Source organism: Sporosarcina sp. resist, from assembly GCF_014302295.1.
GTDB classification, from domain to species: Bacteria; Bacillota; Bacilli; order Bacillales_A; family Planococcaceae; genus Sporosarcina; species Sporosarcina psychrophila.
This window is the reverse complement of sequence record NZ_CP060287.1, coordinates 3,445,000-3,464,989: the sequence shown is the minus strand read 5'-3', so window position 1 is coordinate 3,464,989 and position 19,990 is coordinate 3,445,000. Positions and strand designations below refer to the sequence as shown.

The window sequence follows — 19,990 nt, the reverse complement described above, 5'->3', positions numbered from 1 at the left end:
TGGCATCGCGAATCACCAACGCTTGCTCGGGAACCGGGGATATCTTACTATATGGAGGTGAAGAAGATGGCTATCACACAAGAACGTAAAAATGAATTGATCAGTGAATACAAAATTCATGATACTGATACTGGATCAGCAGATGTACAAATCGCTGTCCTTACAGAAGAGATCAATAACCTGACAGAACATTTCCGTCTTCATAAGAAAGACAACCACTCACGTCGTGGTCTTTACAAAATGATCGGAACTCGTAAAAGACTTTTGAGATACTTACGAGACAATGAAGTTCAGCGTTACCGTGATCTTATTGCTAAACTCGGCCTTCGCCGTTAATAAGATGACTATCGAAAGTGGGCCTCGTGCCCGCTTTTTTTTGTGCGTATTTTTAATTGCGTTTAACTCGTTATGACCGCCATGGGCCCTATTATGCTCGCCATGAACTTACTCGTAAAAAACCATGTCAATGCCTTTACTTTGAACATAAAGCACTACGACATGCTTATGCATTCACAGTGGCGTTGTATTAGTAGGTGGCAGTCTCCCGCCCTAAGACTGGCGGCGAGGCAGATTGCAGGAATTCTTTATGTCCTTTACTTCCGTGTTTCATTTCCTACAAAAAAGTCCATAACACCACTAATTTCGCCCATTCTATACTAGAAACCACAATAAAGTGGTATACTGTACAAATGTGCCATGATGACGGTTAATGATGATAAAAACTTGTGTTCACTGAGCGCTATCACTTACACTACTACTAAGTACATACACGTATACAGTCGAGGCTGGGATATGGAGAGGGGTTCAATTATGACCGAGAAAAAAGTTTATACACTAGATTGGGCAGGACGACCGTTGACAATTGAAACGGGACAACTTGCTAAACAAGCTAACGGAGCAGTACTTGTACGCTACGGGGAAACAACAGTACTTTCAACTGCAACATCTTCTAAAAATTCACGAGGATTAGATTTCTTCCCTCTTACAGTGAATTATGAAGAACGCATGTATGCTGTTGGGAAAATTCCAGGTGGCTTCATTAAACGTGAAGGACGTCCATCAGAAAAAGCGGTCTTAACGAGCCGACTAATCGACCGTCCAATCCGTCCTTTATTCGCAGACGGGTTCCGCAATGATGTACAAGTTATTTCACTTGTTATGTCAGTTGATCAAGATTGTTCATCTGAAATGGCAGCAATGCTCGGTTCTTCACTTGCATTGTCGATTTCTGACATTCCTTTCGAAGGACCAATCGCTGGTATTCAAATTGGATTAATCGACGGGAAATTCATCGTTAACCCAACACCGGCACAATTGGAGAAGAGTGAACTTGACCTTGTTGTCGCTGGTACGAAAGATGCGATCAACATGGTTGAAGCAGGCGCACAAGAAGTTGCGGAAGATATCATTCTTGAAGCAATTATGTTCGGACACGGTGAAATCATTAAACTGATTGAATTCCAAGAAAAAATCATTGCTGAAGTCGGCAAAGCGAAAACGGAAGTTGCACTATTCACATTGGATGAAACAATTATGTCCGATATTAAAAATAGCTGTGAAACCGATCTTGTTAATGCAATCCAAACTGTTGAGAAGCATGCGCGTGAAGATGCTATCAATGCAGTGAAAAACGAAGTAATCGAACGCTACAAAGAAAACGAAGCGGACGATGCGACGATGAAACAAGTAAAAGGCGTTTTGGATTATATGGTTAAAGAAGAAGTACGTCGCCTTATTACGGATGAAAAAATCCGTCCTGATGGCCGTGGCCTTGACGAAATTCGTCCACTTGCATCTGAAGTAGGCATCTTGCCACGTACGCACGGTTCAGGTCTCTTTACTCGCGGACAAACGCAAGCGCTTAGTGTTTGTACACTTGGAGCCCTTGGTGAAGTACAAATCATCGATGGTCTTGGTCTTGAAGAAACAAAACGTTTCATGCACCATTATAACTTCCCGAACTTCAGTGTTGGTGAAACGGGTCCAATCCGTGGACCAGGACGTCGTGAAATTGGGCACGGTGCACTTGGGGAACGCGCATTATCAGCGGTTATCCCGAATGATACTGATTTCCCGTACACAATTCGTCTAGTAGCTGAAGTACTCGAGTCAAACGGTTCATCTTCACAAGCATCGATCTGTGCGTCAACAATGGCCATGTTAGATGCGGGTGTTCCACTTAAAGCTCCAGTTGCGGGTATCGCAATGGGTCTTGTGAAAAAAGGGGACAACTACTCTGTTCTTTCCGATATTCAAGGGATGGAAGATCATCTTGGCGATATGGACTTCAAAGTAGCAGGAACTGACAAAGGAATCACTGCGCTTCAAATGGATATTAAAATCGATGGTCTTTCACGTGAAATCTTGGAAGAAGCATTGACACAAGCAAAAGTAGGTCGCTTGAAAATTTTAAACCATATGATCACAGCAATTTCAGGACCGCGTGAAGAGCTTTCAGAATATGCTCCGAAAATTATCGTTATCAAAATCAATCCAGACAAGATTCGTGACGTAATTGGGCCAGGCGGAAAAGTCATCAACAAGATCATCGAAGAGACGAATGTTAAAATCGATACTGAACAAGATGGTACGATTTATATCTCTTCTCCAAACAATGAAATGAATACCAAAGCGAAAGCGATGATTGAGAATATCGTTCGCGAAGCAAAAGTTGGCGAATACTATATGGCGAAAGTGAAACGCATTGAGAAATTCGGTGCCTTCCTTGAACTATTCCCAGGTAAAGACGGACTGCTCCACGTTTCTGAAATTGCAGAAGAGCGGACTAAAGTGGTTGAAGATGTCTTGAAAATGGGCGATGAAATGTTCGTAAAAGTAACTGAAGTTGATAACCAAGGACGCGTTAACTTGTCTAGAAAAATTGTCATTCTTGAAGAAAAAGAAGCAGCTGAAAAAGCGAATAGCTGAATCGACATACAGCACTAGAATGGAAAGCCCCTCTTCAAGTGAAGATGAGGGGCTTTTTCTTCATTGTCCAGTCTCTAGCGACCACACGCTCGGGTCATAAGTCAATCGGGAGGGATTGAACTGCATCCCTCCTTGTTGTCGCAGGACGCGGCGACTTTAGACTGCCTTCCTCTTGTGGTGAACTTAAGCTGAGTTCTCTAACTCGGTCCGCTTGCGCTTTTCTTCATCCATCAAATATACTATAAAAATAGAATAGAGTTTAAAAGGGGGATTCCAAGAATGATAGAAACACAAGTATGCCGAAATGGCGTCAGAATCGTCCATGAAAAAATGCCGCATGTACGCTCGGTTGCATTAGGGATATGGGTAGGTGCAGGTTCAGGAGATGAGATGGAATCAGAAGCTGGAATCGCTCATTTTATTGAACATATGCTCTTTAAAGGAACGCCATCACGAAGTGCGCGCACGATAGCAGAGGAATTTGATCGGATTGGCGGAGACGTTAACGCCTTCACATCGAAAGAGATGACTTGTTATTACACGACGGTACTCGGACACCAGGCACCTCGCGCGCTATCCATCTTAACGGATATGTTTTTCAATTCGACGTTTGATGAAGCAGAAATTGAGAAAGAAAAGTCGATTGTCCTTGATGAAATTGCAGCAGTCGAAGATGCACCGGATGATGATGTAGACGAACGGTTATGGAGCGTTATGTTTCCAGAACAACCGATTGGTAAACCAGTTCTCGGTGATGAATCGACAATCAATACGTTCAACCGCAAAATGATAGATGACTTCATGGGTCGCACGTATACGCCTGATCAAGTTGTTATTTCAGTAGCTGGCAACTATGACAATCGATTAATACAGCTGATTGAAGTTCAATTCGGTTCATTCAAAAAGGACGAGAAGATTGAACGGGCGACACCAGTAGCGTTACCTGAATTCCACGGCGGTATTACGCTGAAAGAAAAAGATATTGAACAAGCCCATATCTGTCTTGGCTTTACAGGGCTTACTGTAGACGATAAACGAATTCCAGAGTTGATTGTGTTAGATAGCATAATAGGCGGCTCGATGTCCTCGCGACTATTTCAGGAAGTCCGTGAAGAACGTGGTTTGGCCTACTCAATTCATTCCTATTTCTCCGCGTATAAAACGACGGGTGCATTCATGATATACGGTGGAACTTCCCCAGAGAATCTCAGAGAATTGTCCGATACGATTGATGAAGTAATTCAATCGATATTGACGGCAGGCGTTACAGAAAACGAATTGCATAATGCGAAAGAGCAGTTAAAAGGCGGGTTCCTGCTAGGTCTTGAAAGTTCAGAAGCAAGGATGCACCGCAACGGTAAAAATGAACTCATTTTAGAGGAGCATAAATCAGTCGATGAAGTTGTAGCTCTTATCGATAATATCGAATTAAATCAGGTCTATAGAATGGCAAACGACATCTTTAGTGGGCAACGGGCAACATCCATCATCGCCCCAAAGGATGTTCTAAAAGAATTTAATAGATGATTGCTAGCGTTAGTCAGTTTTCCCGTGCTCATCTCATATGATGGATGGAGACGAAGGAAAGGGGAATGACGATGCTACTTTCAGAACTTGCTCAGAAGGAGCTTATTCAAGTTGAGGACGGGGTCCGCTATGGTTATTTGGCGGATACCGACCTTATTTTTAACGGGAGAACAGGGGATATTATCGGATTTGAAATAAAGAAGAAGTTCGGTCGGTTTTCATTCAAGAACCGTCAAGAACCTTCGGATGAATTCATACCTTGGCACGAAATTGTCTTGATTGGAGAACATCGTATTCTATTCGGAAAAACGCATAGTATGGATGAGTTGGCTAGCGATGAAAGATAATAACTGGCTCTTCATAGGGACGGACAGCAGATTGGCGGCTTGCAGCGACATCATGTTTGAAAGAGGATTTGCCACTCAACACATTGGAACCGATCATTATTCGGATGAACTTGGTGAAGTGATTGCGAACTATTCGCCAAGGCAAATTGTTTTCCCGATTTTACAAATGAAAAACGAAATTCCTCCTTTATTGCTAGAAGAGGGAACGGAACTCTATACAGGAGTCGCCTCGGAACCATGGCTGAAGCCTCTAAGAGAGGCAGGATTGTCACTCCATTACTATCTAAAAGAAGAGCAATTCATCTGGCAAAATGCGAAGCTGACTGCCGAGGGATTCATCCATGAATACTATGCGCGCACAAAACGGTGCATTTCAGGGACTCCTTTCTCCGTGGCGGGCTTCGGCAAGGTTGGTAAGGCGACAGCACATGCATTGGCATCTTTAGGGGCTGTTGTGACTGTCGTTGCTAGGTCTGAAGCTCAGATTGGTGAAGCTTGTTACCACGGATATAAGACGGAGCAGTTAACGGACGATTGGGCAATGAAAGAGGGAATGCTGATTAACACGATTCCCGCAAAATGGCTTGTGGCTACTGAGAACCCCAGACTGCACATTTATGACCTTGCGTCAGCCCCGGGCTGCCTAAAGGCGCAACTTTCATCTGAATACTATACAGTACTCCTCGGATTACCGGGAAAACACTTTCCTGTAGATGCAGCAATCGCTTTGGCGGATGCGCTCGAGAGAATGTATAGAAGATGAAAGGGGAACACGATGCTAAAGGGAAAGAGGATAGGCCTTGGGATTACGGCGTCACATTGTACGTATGAGGAAATTATACCAGTCATTGATGCGCTAAAAGACGCGGGAGCAACCGTTGTGCCCGTTATCACTCACTCTGTTTTGACAGCCGCAACGCGTTTCGGAACTGGGGAAGAATGGATTGCACGAATTGAAGCCGCAACGGGTGAAAAAGTTATCTCTACAATTGTAGGAGCTGAACCATTCGGACCGAAAACTCCTGTCGATTGTATGGTTATCGCACCGATGACTGGGAATTCCATGAGCAGATTTGCTAACGCGGCAACAGATTCACCTGTCTTAATGGCTGCAAAAGCTACGTTACGGAATGAAAGTCCAGTACTTATAGGTATTTCAACAAACGATGCACTTGGCTTAAACGCAATGAACCTCATGAAGCTACTCAATATGAAAAATGTGTTTTTCATCCCTTTTGGGCAAGATGATCCAGTAAAAAAACCAAATTCACTTATCTCCGATTTCACGCTTATGGTACCTGCTACAGCTGCAGCTCTTGAAAAAAGACAACTTCAACCGTTATTAATTATTCATGACAAAAAATAAAAATACAGAGCAGAATAATCGGATATATGATATAATTCCTCCAATGAACTGCTAACGATGTAAGGGACAGAAGTATTTATGTTAATCATGCTGTTTTTTGTAGCAATTTGGGAAACAGTATAAAAAATGCATGTCCTGATTATTTATGCATCCGTATAAGCTGAAAGGGAGATAGAGATGAAAAAGGTTAATGTTGCAATAGTCGGTGCTACGGGAGCTGTGGGTACAAAAATTCTTGAAAAATTACTTGAACGTAATTTTCCAGTCCAATCAATTAAGCTACTAGCCTCTAAGCGATCTGCAGGTGCAGAAATTACGGCAGGTGGCCATAAATATATTGTTGAAGAAACGGTTCCAGAATCATTCGAAGGCATTGACATCGCATTTTTCAGTGCGGGCGGATCTATTTCAGAAAAGTTTGCACATGAAGCAGTAAAAAGAGGAGCGGTCGTCATTGATAATACGAGCGCATTCCGGATGATAGAAGACATTCCGTTAGTTGTTCCTGAAGTGAACGCGGGAGCTTTAAGCGGACATACAGGAATCATTGCCAACCCAAACTGTTCGACGATTCAAATGGTGACTGCGCTGCAACCGATTCGTGAGAAGTTTGGATTGGATCGAATTATTGTTTCAACGTATCAGGCAGTATCAGGTGCCGGTTCTGAAGCAATTGAAGAGTTGGAAAGTCAAAGTTTGCAGTTTGAAAACCGCTCGAAAATAGAAGCAGCTATTTTACCATCTGCTTCAGCAGAACGGCATTATCCAATCGCATTCAATGCGATTCCTCAAATTGATGCCTTCGATGCTTCAGGATATACACTTGAAGAGCTCAAAATGATGAATGAAACCAAAAAAATATTTGGTGATCAGAAATTGTCCGTGTCAGCGACATGTGTACGTCTACCTGTCGTAACAGGGCATTCTGAGTCGGTTTATATTGAAATTGGTAAAGAGGGAGTTTCTGTAGAAGAACTTCACGCTCTACTTGAAAATGCACCAGGCGTCGTCGTCCAAGACGATCCATCTAAACAATTGTATCCGATGCCATTATTTGCAGAAGGAAAAGACGAAGTGTTTGTGGGCCGTATAAGAAAAGACCCAGAACACCCGGCTGGATTCCATCTGTGGATTGTATCGGACAATCTCCTAAAAGGGGCGGCACTTAATTCGGTGCAAATCGCAGAAACTCTGCTTAACTAATAAAACAAAGTAAAGGGCTGATAACAATGGAGCTTGGACGCGTATCGACTGCAATGGTCACCCCTTTTTCATCAACGGGAGACATTGACTACGACAAAACTGCCAAACTGATTGAACACCTGATTGCGAATGGGAGTGATTCATTGGTCGTATGTGGTACGACTGGTGAATCTCCTACGCTTTCCGTAGAAGAGAAGGAAGCACTTTTTACGTTCACGATAAAAGAAGTAAACAAGCGCATACCAGTCATCGCGGGGACTGGTACGTTTTCTACAAAGGAAACCGTCAAGCTTACACGGATGGCGGAACGGGTTGGGGCTGACGGTATTATGCTCGTTGCACCTTACTACAACAAACCTGATCAAAAAGGAATGTACGCCCACTTCGCGCATGTCGCAGGTGAAACTAGCCTACCAGTGATGTTGTATAATATTCCGGGGCGCTCAGCTGTCAACATGCTTCCTGAAACGCTCATCGCTTTATCGAAAATAACAAATATCCGAGCAGTAAAAGAAGCGAGTGGAAACCTGGAGCAGATGGTGGACATTATTTCAGGGACGGATGAGGGATTTTCAGTTTATAGCGGGGACGACTCATTGGCATTACCGACCTTGGCGATAGGTGGAAAAGGTATCGTGTCGGTCGCTTCTCACGTTGCAGGCAATGAAATGCAGCAGATGATTGCTGCATTCAAAGATGGGCGAACAGAACAAGCTGGGGCGATGCATAGAGCGTTGCTACCTTTATTCCGTGCGATTTTTACTGCTCCCAACCCAGTGATGGTGAAATACGCGCTAGAAAAACTGGGTGTTGAAACTGGGGGAGTTAGATTGCCGTTGGTCGCGCTCGAAGGCAATGATGAACCCTTTGATAACGTCTGGAAAAACTATAGAAAAAACCTTCATATTTTCAATTAATCGGAGCCGGTATCAATTACCGGCTTTTTTTGTTTGTACAGATAGCTTCAGTCCCGTATAATGAAATATAGTCGTTATGGACGGGAATTATTAATAGGAGGAAACAAAGTGACAAAAACAAAAAATGAACTAATTAAAATCATTCCACTCGGTGGAGTTGGAGAAATCGGGAAAGCAATGTACGTGGTCGAAGTTGATGACGAACTGTTCATCGTTGACGCGGGGCTTATGTTCCCTGAAGGAGAAATGCTTGGAATTGACATCGTCATTCCAGATATAAGTTATATTGAAGAAAACAAAGACCGCGTAAAAGGGATTTTCCTGACGCACGGTCATGAGGATGCAATCGGCTCGATTTCCTATCTTCTGCAAAAAGTACAAGCACCTGTCTATGGTTCAAAATTGACAATCGCATTGGCGAAAGAACATTTGAAAGAAATGCCGGCACCCTCGAACGTTAAGTTTTTTGAAGTGACGAACAAAAGCCGAATGAATTTTAAAGGTACGTACGTAACATTCTTCCATACGACACACAGCATACCAGATTCACTCGGAATCGTATTCCATACAAGTGAAGGGGCAATTGTCCATACTGGAGAATTCAAATTCGATCAGTCTGCTAAAGGGAAGTACCGTCCCGACATTGCGAAAATGGCGGCACTTGGTGAAGAAGGTGTCTTCATCCTAATGTCGGATTCTTCCGAAGCAGAGCGTCCCGGTTATACGACATCTGAGTCGGTTATTGAAAAAAGTCTATCTAAAACGTTCCACGGAGCAGAAGGTAGAATTCTTGTCGCGCTTTATGCGTCGAATTTTATCCGTATTCAGCAAGTATTCGATACGGCATTGGAAACAGGTAAAAAGGTGGCAGTCGTTGGGAAGAGTCTAGAAAGTTACTTCGAAGTCGGCATGAAACTCGGTTATTTAACGATTGAAGATGACATTGTCATCCCAGTCAAAGAAATCGAGAAGTATGATGATGATAGAGTTGTTATTATCGTGACAGGTAACCAAGGCGAGCCGCTTGATGCGCTTGAGAAAATTGTACGTAAACAGCATAGAGACTTACGTATCAAAGAAACAGATACAGTTCTTATTACGTTTACACCATCTCCTGGAATGGAAGTTTCGATGTTCCAGACAATGAATGATCTTGCAAAAGCTGGTGCAAATGTTCTTACTTCAAGTAAGAATGTCCACGTTTCAGGGCATGGTAGTTCGGAAGATTTGAAATTGATGCTGAACTTAATGCAACCTAGCTATTTCGTTCCAATCCAAGGCGAGTATCGGATGCTTATTGCGCATTCCAAACTTGCACAGGAGACAGGACTTCAGAAATCACAAATATTTATTGCAGATAAAGGCGACATTGTCGAATATAAAAACAATAAAATGCGCATGAGTGGACGAGTTCAAGCAGGTAATATTCTGATTGACGGAATTGGGGTAGGGGACGTTGGAAATATCGTTCTCCGTGATCGTAAACTACTTTCACAGGATGGGATCTTTACAGTTGTTGTCACACTAAACCGTAAACAGAAACGCATCGCTGCAGGACCGGAAATCGTCTCTCGTGGATTCGTCTATGTACGTGAATCCGAAGAGCTTCTTGAAGAGTCTGCAAATCTTGTCAGAAAAATTGTTGAGAAGTATGTGAATAAAGAGACGTTCGAATGGACAAACATTAAACAAGAGATACGCGATACACTTAGTTCGTATCTGTATCAGCAAACGAAAAGAAGACCAATGATTATTCCTATAATTATGGAATACTAATACAACAACTATATTTATTGAACATATGAATACTTTCACACCTGTATAAACTGAGCAAAGGTGCCTTACAAGGCATCCCTGAGCGCGGAAACGGGTAGAAGGAAATCTTTATTTCAGAGTATATAGAATCGATAATAATGCTACAAAGGGTTTCCTTGCCGTCTGACCGGCGGGAAACCCTTTTTTTGAAAAGGAGGTACCATAAATACATGGCTAGAAAATCAAGTAAGAAGAAAAAGAAATCAACCGCGCAGAAAAAGAAGTCATCCGATTTGCATCCGTTGATCTATGAAGTGATGGGCTTGGTGATGATTGGTCTTGCCATCATCATTATATTTGAATTCGGAATTGCTGGGAGAGGCCTCTCTTCTTTGTCTAGATTTATTTTCGGTAACTGGCATGTTGCGATCCCACTCTTGCTCATTGTTCAGGCACTTATGTTCATGATAAAACAGAAGGTAGGCGGTTGGAGAAACCGTGTTGTAGGAGGATGTTTATTCATCCTGGCAAGTTTTGTTCTGTTTAGTCATGTCCATTTGTTCAAGGAACTGTATGAAAGCCGTGTTCTTATGTCGAATTCGGCGCTTAAAGAAACATGGAAAGTGCTTATCACAAATGATGGCATCACATCAAGGAGTGGAGCGCTCGGGGGAGGAATGACGGGGGCAATTCTATTTGCCATGTTCTACTCGTTGTTTGACTCGGCTGGGGCAACAGTTGCAGGTATTTTATTGTTTTTAATCGGTATTGTTCTCTTAACGGGCAAAGCGCTTGTTCCATATGCAGCCGAACATTTCCCGAAACTACTTAAATCGATGAAAGATTCAATTCCCAAAAAAGGATCAGCAGTTAAAAAATCTTCGAGCGAATCAAGAACGACTCGCTCGAAGAGAAAAGCTAATACAGCTGATGAACAAGCTGTGCAAAATCTACCTCCGCTCCAACCGGAAATCGAAGAGGTTGTATCACAACCAATCATTTCGGCCTTTAGTGAAAGGAGAGATAAGCCTGTTGAGGACGAGCAGGCGGCAGTTGTAGAAGAAGGGCAACTACAAGAACAACAGGAAGTTGCCGTAGAAGTCAATGCTTACACAGGTGTCACAGGAGAAGAGGAGAATGAATCTTACATCTTGCCTCCACCGTCATTACTGAAACAAACGCCCATTATCGATCAATCGGAAGAGTACAATTCGATTCAGGCGAATGCGCAAAAACTTGAACGAACTTTCCTTAGTTTCGGCGTGAAAGCGAAGGTTACTGAGGTGCATCTTGGACCGGCTGTCACGAAGTATGAAGTGTTACCGGATACGGGCGTCAAAGTAAGCCGTATCGTGAGCCTCGCTGACGACATAGCACTTGCACTAGCAGCAAGTGGAATTCGTATCGAAGCCCCGATTCCAGGGAAGTCTGCAATCGGTATCGAAGTCCCAAACAGTTCGGTTGCTGTTGTCAGTCTGAGGGAAGTCATTGAAGCAAAAGAGAATAATCGTCCTGATTCAAAATTAATGATTTCACTAGGGCGTGACGTAACAGGACAGGCGATGCTGGCAGAATTGAATAAGATGCCGCACGTTCTGATTGCCGGTTCAACAGGTAGTGGTAAAAGTGTATGTATCAACGGCATTATTGTCAGTATCTTAATGCGTGCAAAACCGCATGAAGTGAAAATGATGATGATCGATCCTAAAATGGTTGAGCTCAATGTCTATAACGGTGTTCCACACTTGCTTGCCCCGGTCGTCACGGATCCACGGAAAGCATCTCAAGCACTGAAGAAAGTTGTTTCTGAGATGGAAAGACGTTACGAATTGTTTTCTCACACAGGAACTAGAAATATTGAAGGATACAATGAACATATCGAAGTCTGGAACGAAGAGAATGAGGAAAAGCATCCACGCATGCCGTACATCGTCGTTATTGTGGATGAGCTCGCGGACCTCATGATGGTCGCCTCCAGCGATGTGGAAGATTCAATCACACGGCTCGCACAAATGGCCCGTGCTGCTGGGATTCACTTGATCATTGCGACACAACGACCGAGTGTTGACGTTATAACGGGCATCATAAAAGCGAACATCCCATCTAGGATTGCATTTGCAGTGTCATCGTCAATCGATTCAAGAACAATTTTGGATGGCGGCGGTGCGGAAAAACTACTTGGTAGGGGGGACATGCTGTTCCTTCCGGCGGGTGTCGCAAAACCGGTCCGGATTCAAGGGGCGTTCGTGACGGATGCAGAAGTTGAGGCAGTTGTCGATTTTGTTATTGAGCAGCAGAAAGCTCAATATCAAGAAGAAATGATTCCAACAGAAATAGAAGAAGTAGCACCACATGAAGAAACGGATGACTATTACGATGAAGCAGTTCAACTTGTGACGGACATGCAGACAGCTTCCGTCTCCTTATTGCAGCGTCGTTTCAGGGTCGGCTATTCGAGAGCCGCACGCATTGTAGATCAGATGGAGATGCGGGGGATTGTAGGACCACCTGAAGGCAGTAAACCGCGTCAAGTGCTAATGAGTAAGGACGAAACGGATATTTAATCCTGAAAAGAATGGCAGAATAGGTATATTTGAGCACATCAAAAGAACACATTGATAATATTTTTCGAAGTATTGTTTATTTTATATGACGAAAGTGATATAGTATGGATGATTAGTAGTGACGTTTAACATCAGAGGTCTGACCTCGTTGAGGGGGAGATGTAATGATGGTAAAGGCGGACCAAAGGCATCTATATGTCCAGGTGATTGAACGTCTGAAAAAGGACATTGAATCGGGAATATTCAAAGAGAATGAGCGGTTCCCTTCGGAATTTGAACTCGCTCGTACGTTGGGTGTCAGCCGTGCAACACTCCGTGAAGCACTTCGTGTATTAGAGGAGGATAAAGTCATTGTCCGTAAACATGGTGTTGGAACATTCGTTAAACCAAAACCATTGTTTTCATCTGGCATTGAAAACTTAACCAGTGTTTCTTCTATGATTCGTGATGCGGGGATGGAGCCAGGAACGATTTTTATGGACGTTTTAGAGACGATACCATGTGATGAAAGTATCGCAAAGTTCGGATGTAGTGAAGATGAGCGTCTAGTTACAATTAAAAGAGTAAGGACTGCGGACGGCGACCCGGTCGTCTATTGTATTGATAAGGTTCTTTCAAAAAATCTTTCGTCTGGAACGGACGAGTTATTGAATAATTCCCTATTCGACGCAATCGAAAAGTCAGGTACAATCCGTATTGTTCAAGCTGTGGCGCACATTGAACCTGTTGGATACGATGATGAAGCATCGTCCATCCTGAGGTGTGGGATTGACGTTCCACTCCTTGTCCTCCGGCAACATCATTACAGTGAGGAAGGCGAAATGGTCCTCTACTCGAAAAATTATTTTCGAGCTGATAAATTCAGCTTCCACGTAGTACGCAAAAGGGTATAAGACGTTAATACGTCCTACTAATATGAAGAAAACAAGGGGGTTCCAACAATGGGCAAACGTAAATTTGGTTTAGCTTTATCGGTGGTTCTAGCTGCAGGCACACTACTTGGTGCATGCGGAACGGATAAAGCGAAAGACAAAGAAGGTTCTACAAACGGTTCGAAAGAAGATACTTTTTCAATCGCAATGGTAACTGATACAGGCGGTGTTGACGACAAATCGTTCAACCAATCTGCTTGGGCAGGAATTAAAGAATACGGCAAAGAGAATAACTATACAAAAGGCGATGGCGGTTTTGATTATTTACAATCAAAAGAAGACGCTGAATACCTACCAAACTTAAACAAACTAGTTCAACGTGATTTTGATCTAATCTATGGAATTGGTTTCCTTTTGAAAGAGTCAATCGAGGAAGTTGCAACACAACGTCCTGACAACAATTTCGCACTTGTTGACGAGGTTTCTGACCTTCCAAACGTAGCAAGTCTTATGTTCAAAGAGCAAGAAGGCGCATTCCTTGCGGGTGTTGCAGCTGCTCGTATGACGAAATCCGATAAAATCGGTTTTGTCGGCGGTATGGAAATTCCCGTTATCGAACGTTTTGAAGCTGGATTCATTGCAGGTGTTGCTGCAGTGAAACCTGAAATAAAAGTGGATGTACAGTATACAGGCGACTTTGCAAAAGCTGAACTTGGTAAAGCAACAGCAAACCGTATGTACTCTTCAGGCGTAGATATTATTTTCCACGCTGCCGGCGGTTCTGGTAATGGTGTATTCTCTGAAGCTAAAGAACGTAAAAAAGCAGATCCAGATGCATATGTATGGGTAATCGGCGTTGACTCTGACCAATACGATGAAGGTAAAGTAGGCGACGATAACATTACATTGACTTCAATGCTTAAACGTGTTGACATTGCAGTTAAAAACACGGCGGATCTAGCTGCTAAAGGCGAATTCCCTGGCGGTGAAGTAACAACTTTCGGTCTTGCTGACAACGGTATTGCACTTGCTGATTCGCACGGAGCAATTCCACAAGATGTATTAGACGAAGTTGAAAAATTCACTAAGCAAATTGCCGACGGTGAAATCGAAGTTCCAGAATTCAGAGCTAAAAAATAATAAAAGAAATAAGCAATCATGAAGGCCGATTTATTTCGGTCTCCATGATTCTCCTTTAAATTACTAGAAGAAAAGATGCCGTTCGAGGTTTCTTTTCTTCTGTTAATTTAACTTCATTCAGCAATTTTTTTGTACTGAAAGCGAAGTGTCAGCAACAGAAGTCTCCCACTTCTATAAATGGTGAGATGAATGCAAACGAAGCCTACAATTCAGTGGGGGTTCAAACCCCTGCTGAATTGTAACCCAAAGCCTCCGGCGGATGTCACAGATTTTGTAGAGAGTTAAAAGCTCAATTCAAAATCTTGACGCAATCACACCGAGGCGTGATTGATTCTTACATACGCAGACGCGAGGGAGTGGACCCAGTGGAATATGTTATTGAAATGTTGAATATTCGAAAAGAGTTCGGTAATTTTGTTGCGAACGACGATATTACGCTTCAGCTTGAAAAAGGTGAAATCCATGCTTTATTAGGCGAGAACGGAGCAGGGAAATCTACGTTAATGAATGTGCTGTTTGGGCTTTACCAGCCTGAAGGTGGAGAAATTCGGGTACGAGGAACAGCGACGGCTATTACAGATCCGAACGTCGCGAACAGATTGGGGATCGGAATGGTTCACCAACATTTCATGCTTGTTGAAAATCTAACTGTCACTGAAAATATTATTCTGGGTAATGAACCGAAAAAAATGGGCATGATCAACGTTAAAGACGCTGCAAAAAAAGTGGCCGAGATTTCGCAATTATATGGACTTGATGTAGATCCTTATGCAAAAATCGAAGATATATCGGTCGGTATGCAACAGCGGGTAGAAATTTTGAAAACGCTTTATCGTGGAGCAGAAATTCTTATTTTCGATGAACCGACTGCATCTTTGACACCGCAAGAAATCACGGAATTAATTTCAATTATGAAGAAACTGATTGAAGAAGGAAAATCGATTATCATCATCACACACAAACTTCAGGAAATAATGGATGTCTCCGATCGGGTGACGGTTATCCGCAAAGGTAAAGGGATTGGAACAGTTATTACTTCAGAAACAAATCCGGAAGAGCTAGCAACATTGATGGTAGGACGTCAAGTAACATTTAAAACGGAAAAAGGGCCGTCCTATCCGGCCGAAGAAGTTCTCCATGTAGAAAACCTAGTTGTTGAAGATTATCGCGGTATACCGAAAGTGAAAGGGTTAAATCTATCCGTTCGTAAAGGTGAAATCGTAGGAATCGCGGGAATTGACGGCAATGGACAGTCAGAATTGATTGAGGCAATCGCGGGTCTTCGTAAAGTGAAAAGTGGAAAAATTTTCATAGATTCAAAGGATGTAACTGGGAAAAAGCCACGTGAAATAACAGAATCCGGTCTCGGTCATATTCCGCAAGACCGCCATAAGCATGGCCTTGTTCTCGATTTCACTGTTGGCTATAATGTGGCGTTGCAAACGTATTACAAAGAACCTTTATCCAAAAAAGGCATTATGAATTATAAACTCGTATCTAAGAAAGCAAAAGAAATCATCGACATGTTTGACGTGCGGACACAAGGTGAGCATGAGTTAGTCCGTTCGCTTTCAGGCGGTAATCAGCAAAAACTTATTATTGGACGAGAAGTAGATCGTAACCCGGAATTACTGATTGCAGCACTTCCAACACGTGGTCTTGATGTTGGTGCAATTGAATTCATTCATAAAAAGTTAATTGAACAACGTGATAATGGAAAAGCAGTTCTTCTCATTTCATTTGAACTAGATGAGGTCATGAACGTTTCTGACCGAATTGCAGTTATTTATGACGGAGAAATCGTTGATACAGTTATTCCAACGGAAACAACAGAGCAGCAACTCGGCCTTCTTATGGCAGGACACTCCAGGGACAAGGGCGCTGTTACGCTGAAAGAAGGTGATGATAACCATGTCGAATAGGTTTGTAAATATACTGGTACCCATCATCTCGATTATTTTGGGATTGTTAGTGGGAGCAGCCGTAATGTGGTTCAGCGGATACGATCCGGTTGCTGGCTATATCGCGTTATGGAAAGGGATCTTCGGGGATATGTATTCTATCGGAGAAACAATCAGGCAAATAAGCCCTTATATACTAGCGGGTCTTGCGGTTGCATTTGCATTCCGTTCAGGGCTTTTCAATATTGGGGTAGAAGGACAATTGATTGTTGGTTGGTTTGCAGCGGCATATGTCGGTATGGCATTTGAATTACCGAAATTTATCCACTTACCACTTGCCCTTATTGCAGCAGCATTAGCAGGAGCACTATGGGGACTGATTCCAGGTATTTTAAAAGCAACGCTTCATGTACACGAAGTTATTGTTACAATAATGATGAACTACATCGCACTTCATACAGTAAATGCGTTGATAAAAGCGGTTTCTGAAGGTGGATATAAGACAGAAAAAATCCACCAGACGGCATCGTTACGTTCAGAATTCTTATCTAATCTAACTGACTTCTCTACATTGCACTACGGAATCTTTGTCGCACTGGCGATGGTTGCAGTTATGTGGTTCATTTTGGAGAAAACGAAAACTGGATATGAGCTAAAATCGGTCGGATTTAACGACCATGCTTCTCAATATGCGGGAATGAATGTGAAAAAGAACATTATTCTTTCAATGGTTGTTTCTGGCGCTTTTGCAGGGCTTGGAGGAGCGATGGAAGCTCTTGGGACATTTGGTAATATGGTGACGCGTAGTGCATTCACAGGTATTGGGTTTGACGGGATTGCAGTTGCACTATTAGGTGCTAATACGCCAATAGGTGTTATCTTCGGGGCATCCTTGTTTGGTTCGTTAAAATACGGAGCCGGAAATATGCCGAATGAGGCAGGGGTGCCAGTTGAAATTGTTTCAATTGTAATTGCACTTATCATATTCTTTGTTGCATCGGGCTATATCATCCGTGTTCTTCTTAGCAAGATGAAAAAGAAAAAGGAGGCAAAATGATATGAGTTTTCTTGAGATAATTTATTTCATCATTCCGTTAACCATTTCATACGCTGCCCCTCTTATTTTCACTGCAATCGGAGGCGTGTACTCGGAACGTGCAGGTGTAGTTAACATTGGGCTTGAAGGACTCATGGTAATGGGTGCTTTTATCGGTATTATATTCAATCTAACTTATGCCGATACATTTGGTTCTTGGACACCATGGCTTGCCTTACTTGTAGCAATGGTTGTTTCCGCAATCTTCTCCATTATGCACGCGGTCGCATCGATTACATTCCGTGCTGACCAAGTAGTATCAGGGGTTGCCATTAACATGCTAGGGATTGCTATTGCTTTGTTCTCTGTAAAAATGATTTTTGACAAAGGACAGACGGATTTCATCCAACAAAGCATTCCGCGTTTCAACGTTCCAATTTTACATGACATTCCGGTTATCGGACCAATGTTTTTCACTGGGATTTATGGTTCATCGATATTGGCAATTGGCCTTGCTTTTTTAGCTTGGTTCATCATTTATAAAACACCATTTGGTCTTCGTCTAAGGTCGGTTGGGGAACACCCGATGGCTGCTGATACAATGGGCATCAACGTAACTAAAATTCGCTATATTGCGGTTATCATTTCAGGTGGTCTTGCTGGTATTGGTGGCGCTATCTATTCTCAAACAATGACGAATGATTTCAGTCATGCGACAATTAACGGACAAGGATTCATGGCACTTGCTGCAATGATCTTTGGTAAATGGCATCCGATTGGTGCAATGGGAGCTGCATTGTTCTTTGGTTTCGCACAAGCACTTGCTATCAGTTCATCAAGCATATCGTACTTGGAAAATGTTCCGGCTGTTTATTTCCACATTTTGCCGTATGCATTAACCATTCTTGCGCTAGCAGGATTCATTGGAAGAGCAAATGCACCAAAAGCGAGTGGACAACCGTATATCAAAGGAAATCGTTAAAAAGTGAAAATGCCCCGATAGTCTGTTACGTTGGACTTAGGGGCATTTTTGGGCCTTCAGCATACGATATTTCATATAAGTTACGATGCATCCGCTAGTTTATTTGCATCTTTTGACTTATGGAATGTATAGTGAAGTGAGGATTCCGCATATTAACTAAAACAGAGGTGTTTATATGTTCAAAAAAGTTGAGCTACAAGAGGGCGTCACATTATATATCCGCAAGTCAGAACAGTTCAAAACTGTCAATTTCTCGGTCAAGTGGAAAACGGCTCTTGATGAAAAGAAATCGGCTCCTCGCGCAGTATTGGCGAATATTTTAGAAGAATCTAACGGTCGATACAGGTCACAAACTGAGTTCCGCAATGCGTTAGATGAATTATACGGAACAGTATTGTACACAGATGCTGGAAAACGTGGAGAAACGCATATCGTGTCTCTATCAGCTGAATGTGTAAATGACGAATATCTATCTGAAGGTGGCGTGCTTGAAGAAGTACTAAGCTTGATCAAAACAGTCATTTTTGACCCGAATGTCGTGGACGGACAGTTCGATGAAACAGTTGTTAACCGTGAAAAAAGGTCAGTGAAAGAGCGAATTCGTTCGCTTTACGATGACAAGACACGTTATGCTCAAAAGCGTATGCTTGAATTATTACGTCCCGATAGCGCCGCATCTGCACCGTCATATGGAACGGAAGAGGATGTAGATGCACTTACATCTGCAGACCTATTTGCAGCATACGAAAGTATGCTAAACGAAGATGAAATTGATATCTACGTTGTCGGTGACATTGACGAAGATGAAATGACAGAAAAAATCAGGTCACTATTAACATTCAATAGCCGTAAAGTGCATGAACGTCAAACTGCTACACAACAAACGGCGACTCAAGAAAGGGAAGTCCGTCATGTTCGCGAAAAACAAGACATGAAACAAGGAAAACTCCATTTAGGCTTCACCACTCCAGTTACATTCCGTCACCCTGATTATGCGAAAATGCAAATGACAAACGGAGTTTTCGGCGGTTTTGCGCATAGTAAGCTTTTCATTAACGTCCGTGAAAAAGAAAGCATGGCGTATTACGCATCTAGTTCCTATTCTTCGCATTATGGACTTCTCTATGTAATGGCGGGAATTGATGCTGAACTGGAAGAAAAAGCCGTAAAACTTATTAGTGAACAACTTACTGCACTTCAACAAGGTGAAATTACAGACCTTGAAATGGAACAGACAAAAGCCTTACTTGCTAACGGTATTAAAAGTGCGTTTGATTCTGCAAGAGGACAGATTGAAGTATTTGATCAATACAAAGAGCTGGATGAAAATTTCACAGCAGATACAATCATTGCAGGCTGGGAATCCGTTACAAAAGACGATGTTAAAAATATGGCATCTGAAATTAAACTAGAAATCGTCTATCTGTTATCGGGCAAGGAGGCTAATTAATG

Annotated in this window: 16 protein-coding genes; all 16 read left to right on the top strand. The window is 42.6% G+C overall.

Translation table 11 applies throughout. From position 1 onward, the window contains the following. The first annotated feature begins 66 nt into the window (after positions 1 to 66). The 16 genes from rpsO to yfmF all read left to right on the top strand — a co-directional run bounded on the left by rpsO (position 67) and on the right by yfmF (position 19,988). On the top strand, positions 67 to 336 hold the full coding sequence (gene rpsO, locus H7992_RS16955) for a 30S ribosomal protein S15 (protein ID WP_067211137.1): 270 nt from the start codon (positions 67 to 69) through the stop codon (positions 334 to 336). 474 nt (positions 337 to 810) lie between these two features. Further along, a complete protein-coding gene (pnp, locus tag H7992_RS16950) occupies positions 811 to 2,928 on the top strand; it encodes a polyribonucleotide nucleotidyltransferase (RefSeq protein WP_067211135.1) in 2,118 nt (705 codons plus the stop codon). Between the two features lie 279 nt (positions 2,929 to 3,207). After that, positions 3,208 to 4,455: a M16 family metallopeptidase gene (locus tag H7992_RS16945; RefSeq protein ID WP_187045370.1), complete on the top strand. Its 1,248-nt coding sequence runs from the start codon at positions 3,208 to 3,210 to the stop codon at positions 4,453 to 4,455. A 71-nt stretch (positions 4,456 to 4,526) separates the two neighbouring features. Next, on the top strand, positions 4,527 to 4,802 hold the full coding sequence (locus tag H7992_RS16940) for a YlmC/YmxH family sporulation protein (protein WP_067211130.1): 276 nt from the start codon (positions 4,527 to 4,529) through the stop codon (positions 4,800 to 4,802). After that, entirely contained in the window at positions 4,792 to 5,565 is a 774-nt protein-coding gene (locus H7992_RS16935; protein WP_187045369.1) for a dipicolinate synthase, read from the top strand. The genes H7992_RS16940 and H7992_RS16935 overlap by 11 nt, the downstream gene beginning before the upstream one ends. 12 nt (positions 5,566 to 5,577) lie before the next feature. After that, positions 5,578 to 6,168, top strand: a complete 591-nt coding sequence (locus H7992_RS16930; RefSeq protein ID WP_187045368.1) for a dipicolinate synthase subunit B — start codon at positions 5,578 to 5,580, stop codon at positions 6,166 to 6,168. A gap of 177 nt (positions 6,169 to 6,345) precedes the next feature. Next, a complete protein-coding gene (locus H7992_RS16925; RefSeq protein WP_067211122.1) occupies positions 6,346 to 7,371 on the top strand; it encodes an aspartate-semialdehyde dehydrogenase in 1,026 nt (341 codons plus the stop codon). Positions 7,372 to 7,397: 26 nt separating this feature from the next. After that, on the top strand, positions 7,398 to 8,288 hold the full coding sequence (gene dapA / locus H7992_RS16920) for a 4-hydroxy-tetrahydrodipicolinate synthase (protein ID WP_187045367.1): 891 nt from the start codon (positions 7,398 to 7,400) through the stop codon (positions 8,286 to 8,288). 108 nt (positions 8,289 to 8,396) lie between these two features. After that, positions 8,397 to 10,064, top strand: coding sequence for a ribonuclease J (locus tag H7992_RS16915; RefSeq protein WP_187045366.1), 1,668 nt, complete (start codon positions 8,397 to 8,399; stop codon positions 10,062 to 10,064). 209 nt (positions 10,065 to 10,273) lie between these two features. Continuing rightward, positions 10,274 to 12,607, top strand: a complete 2,334-nt coding sequence (locus H7992_RS16910) for an FtsK/SpoIIIE family DNA translocase (RefSeq protein WP_187045365.1) — start codon at positions 10,274 to 10,276, stop codon at positions 12,605 to 12,607. 164 nt (positions 12,608 to 12,771) lie between these two features. After that, positions 12,772 to 13,500 carry a GntR family transcriptional regulator gene (locus H7992_RS16905; protein ID WP_067211112.1) on the top strand — a complete coding sequence of 243 codons (729 nt, stop codon included), beginning with the start codon at positions 12,772 to 12,774 and terminating at the stop codon, positions 13,498 to 13,500. 48 nt (positions 13,501 to 13,548) lie between these two features. Next, positions 13,549 to 14,619, top strand: a complete 1,071-nt coding sequence (locus tag H7992_RS16900; RefSeq protein WP_187045364.1) for a BMP family lipoprotein — start codon at positions 13,549 to 13,551, stop codon at positions 14,617 to 14,619. Positions 14,620 to 14,984: 365 nt separating this feature from the next. Then, positions 14,985 to 16,541 carry an ABC transporter ATP-binding protein gene (locus H7992_RS16895; RefSeq protein ID WP_187045363.1) on the top strand — a complete coding sequence of 519 codons (1,557 nt, stop codon included), beginning with the start codon at positions 14,985 to 14,987 and terminating at the stop codon, positions 16,539 to 16,541. Next, on the top strand, positions 16,531 to 17,577 hold the full coding sequence (locus H7992_RS16890) for an ABC transporter permease (RefSeq protein ID WP_187045362.1): 1,047 nt from the start codon (positions 16,531 to 16,533) through the stop codon (positions 17,575 to 17,577). The genes H7992_RS16895 and H7992_RS16890 overlap by 11 nt, the downstream gene beginning before the upstream one ends. 1 nt (position 17,578) lies before the next feature. Continuing rightward, positions 17,579 to 18,538 (top strand): ABC transporter permease, encoded by a 960-nt coding sequence (locus H7992_RS16885; protein WP_187045361.1) that lies wholly within the window; start codon positions 17,579 to 17,581, stop codon positions 18,536 to 18,538. 175 nt (positions 18,539 to 18,713) lie between these two features. Beyond that, positions 18,714 to 19,988, top strand: coding sequence for an EF-P 5-aminopentanol modification-associated protein YfmF (gene yfmF / locus H7992_RS16880; RefSeq protein WP_187045360.1), 1,275 nt, complete (start codon positions 18,714 to 18,716; stop codon positions 19,986 to 19,988). Positions 19,989 to 19,990 lie beyond the last annotated feature (2 nt).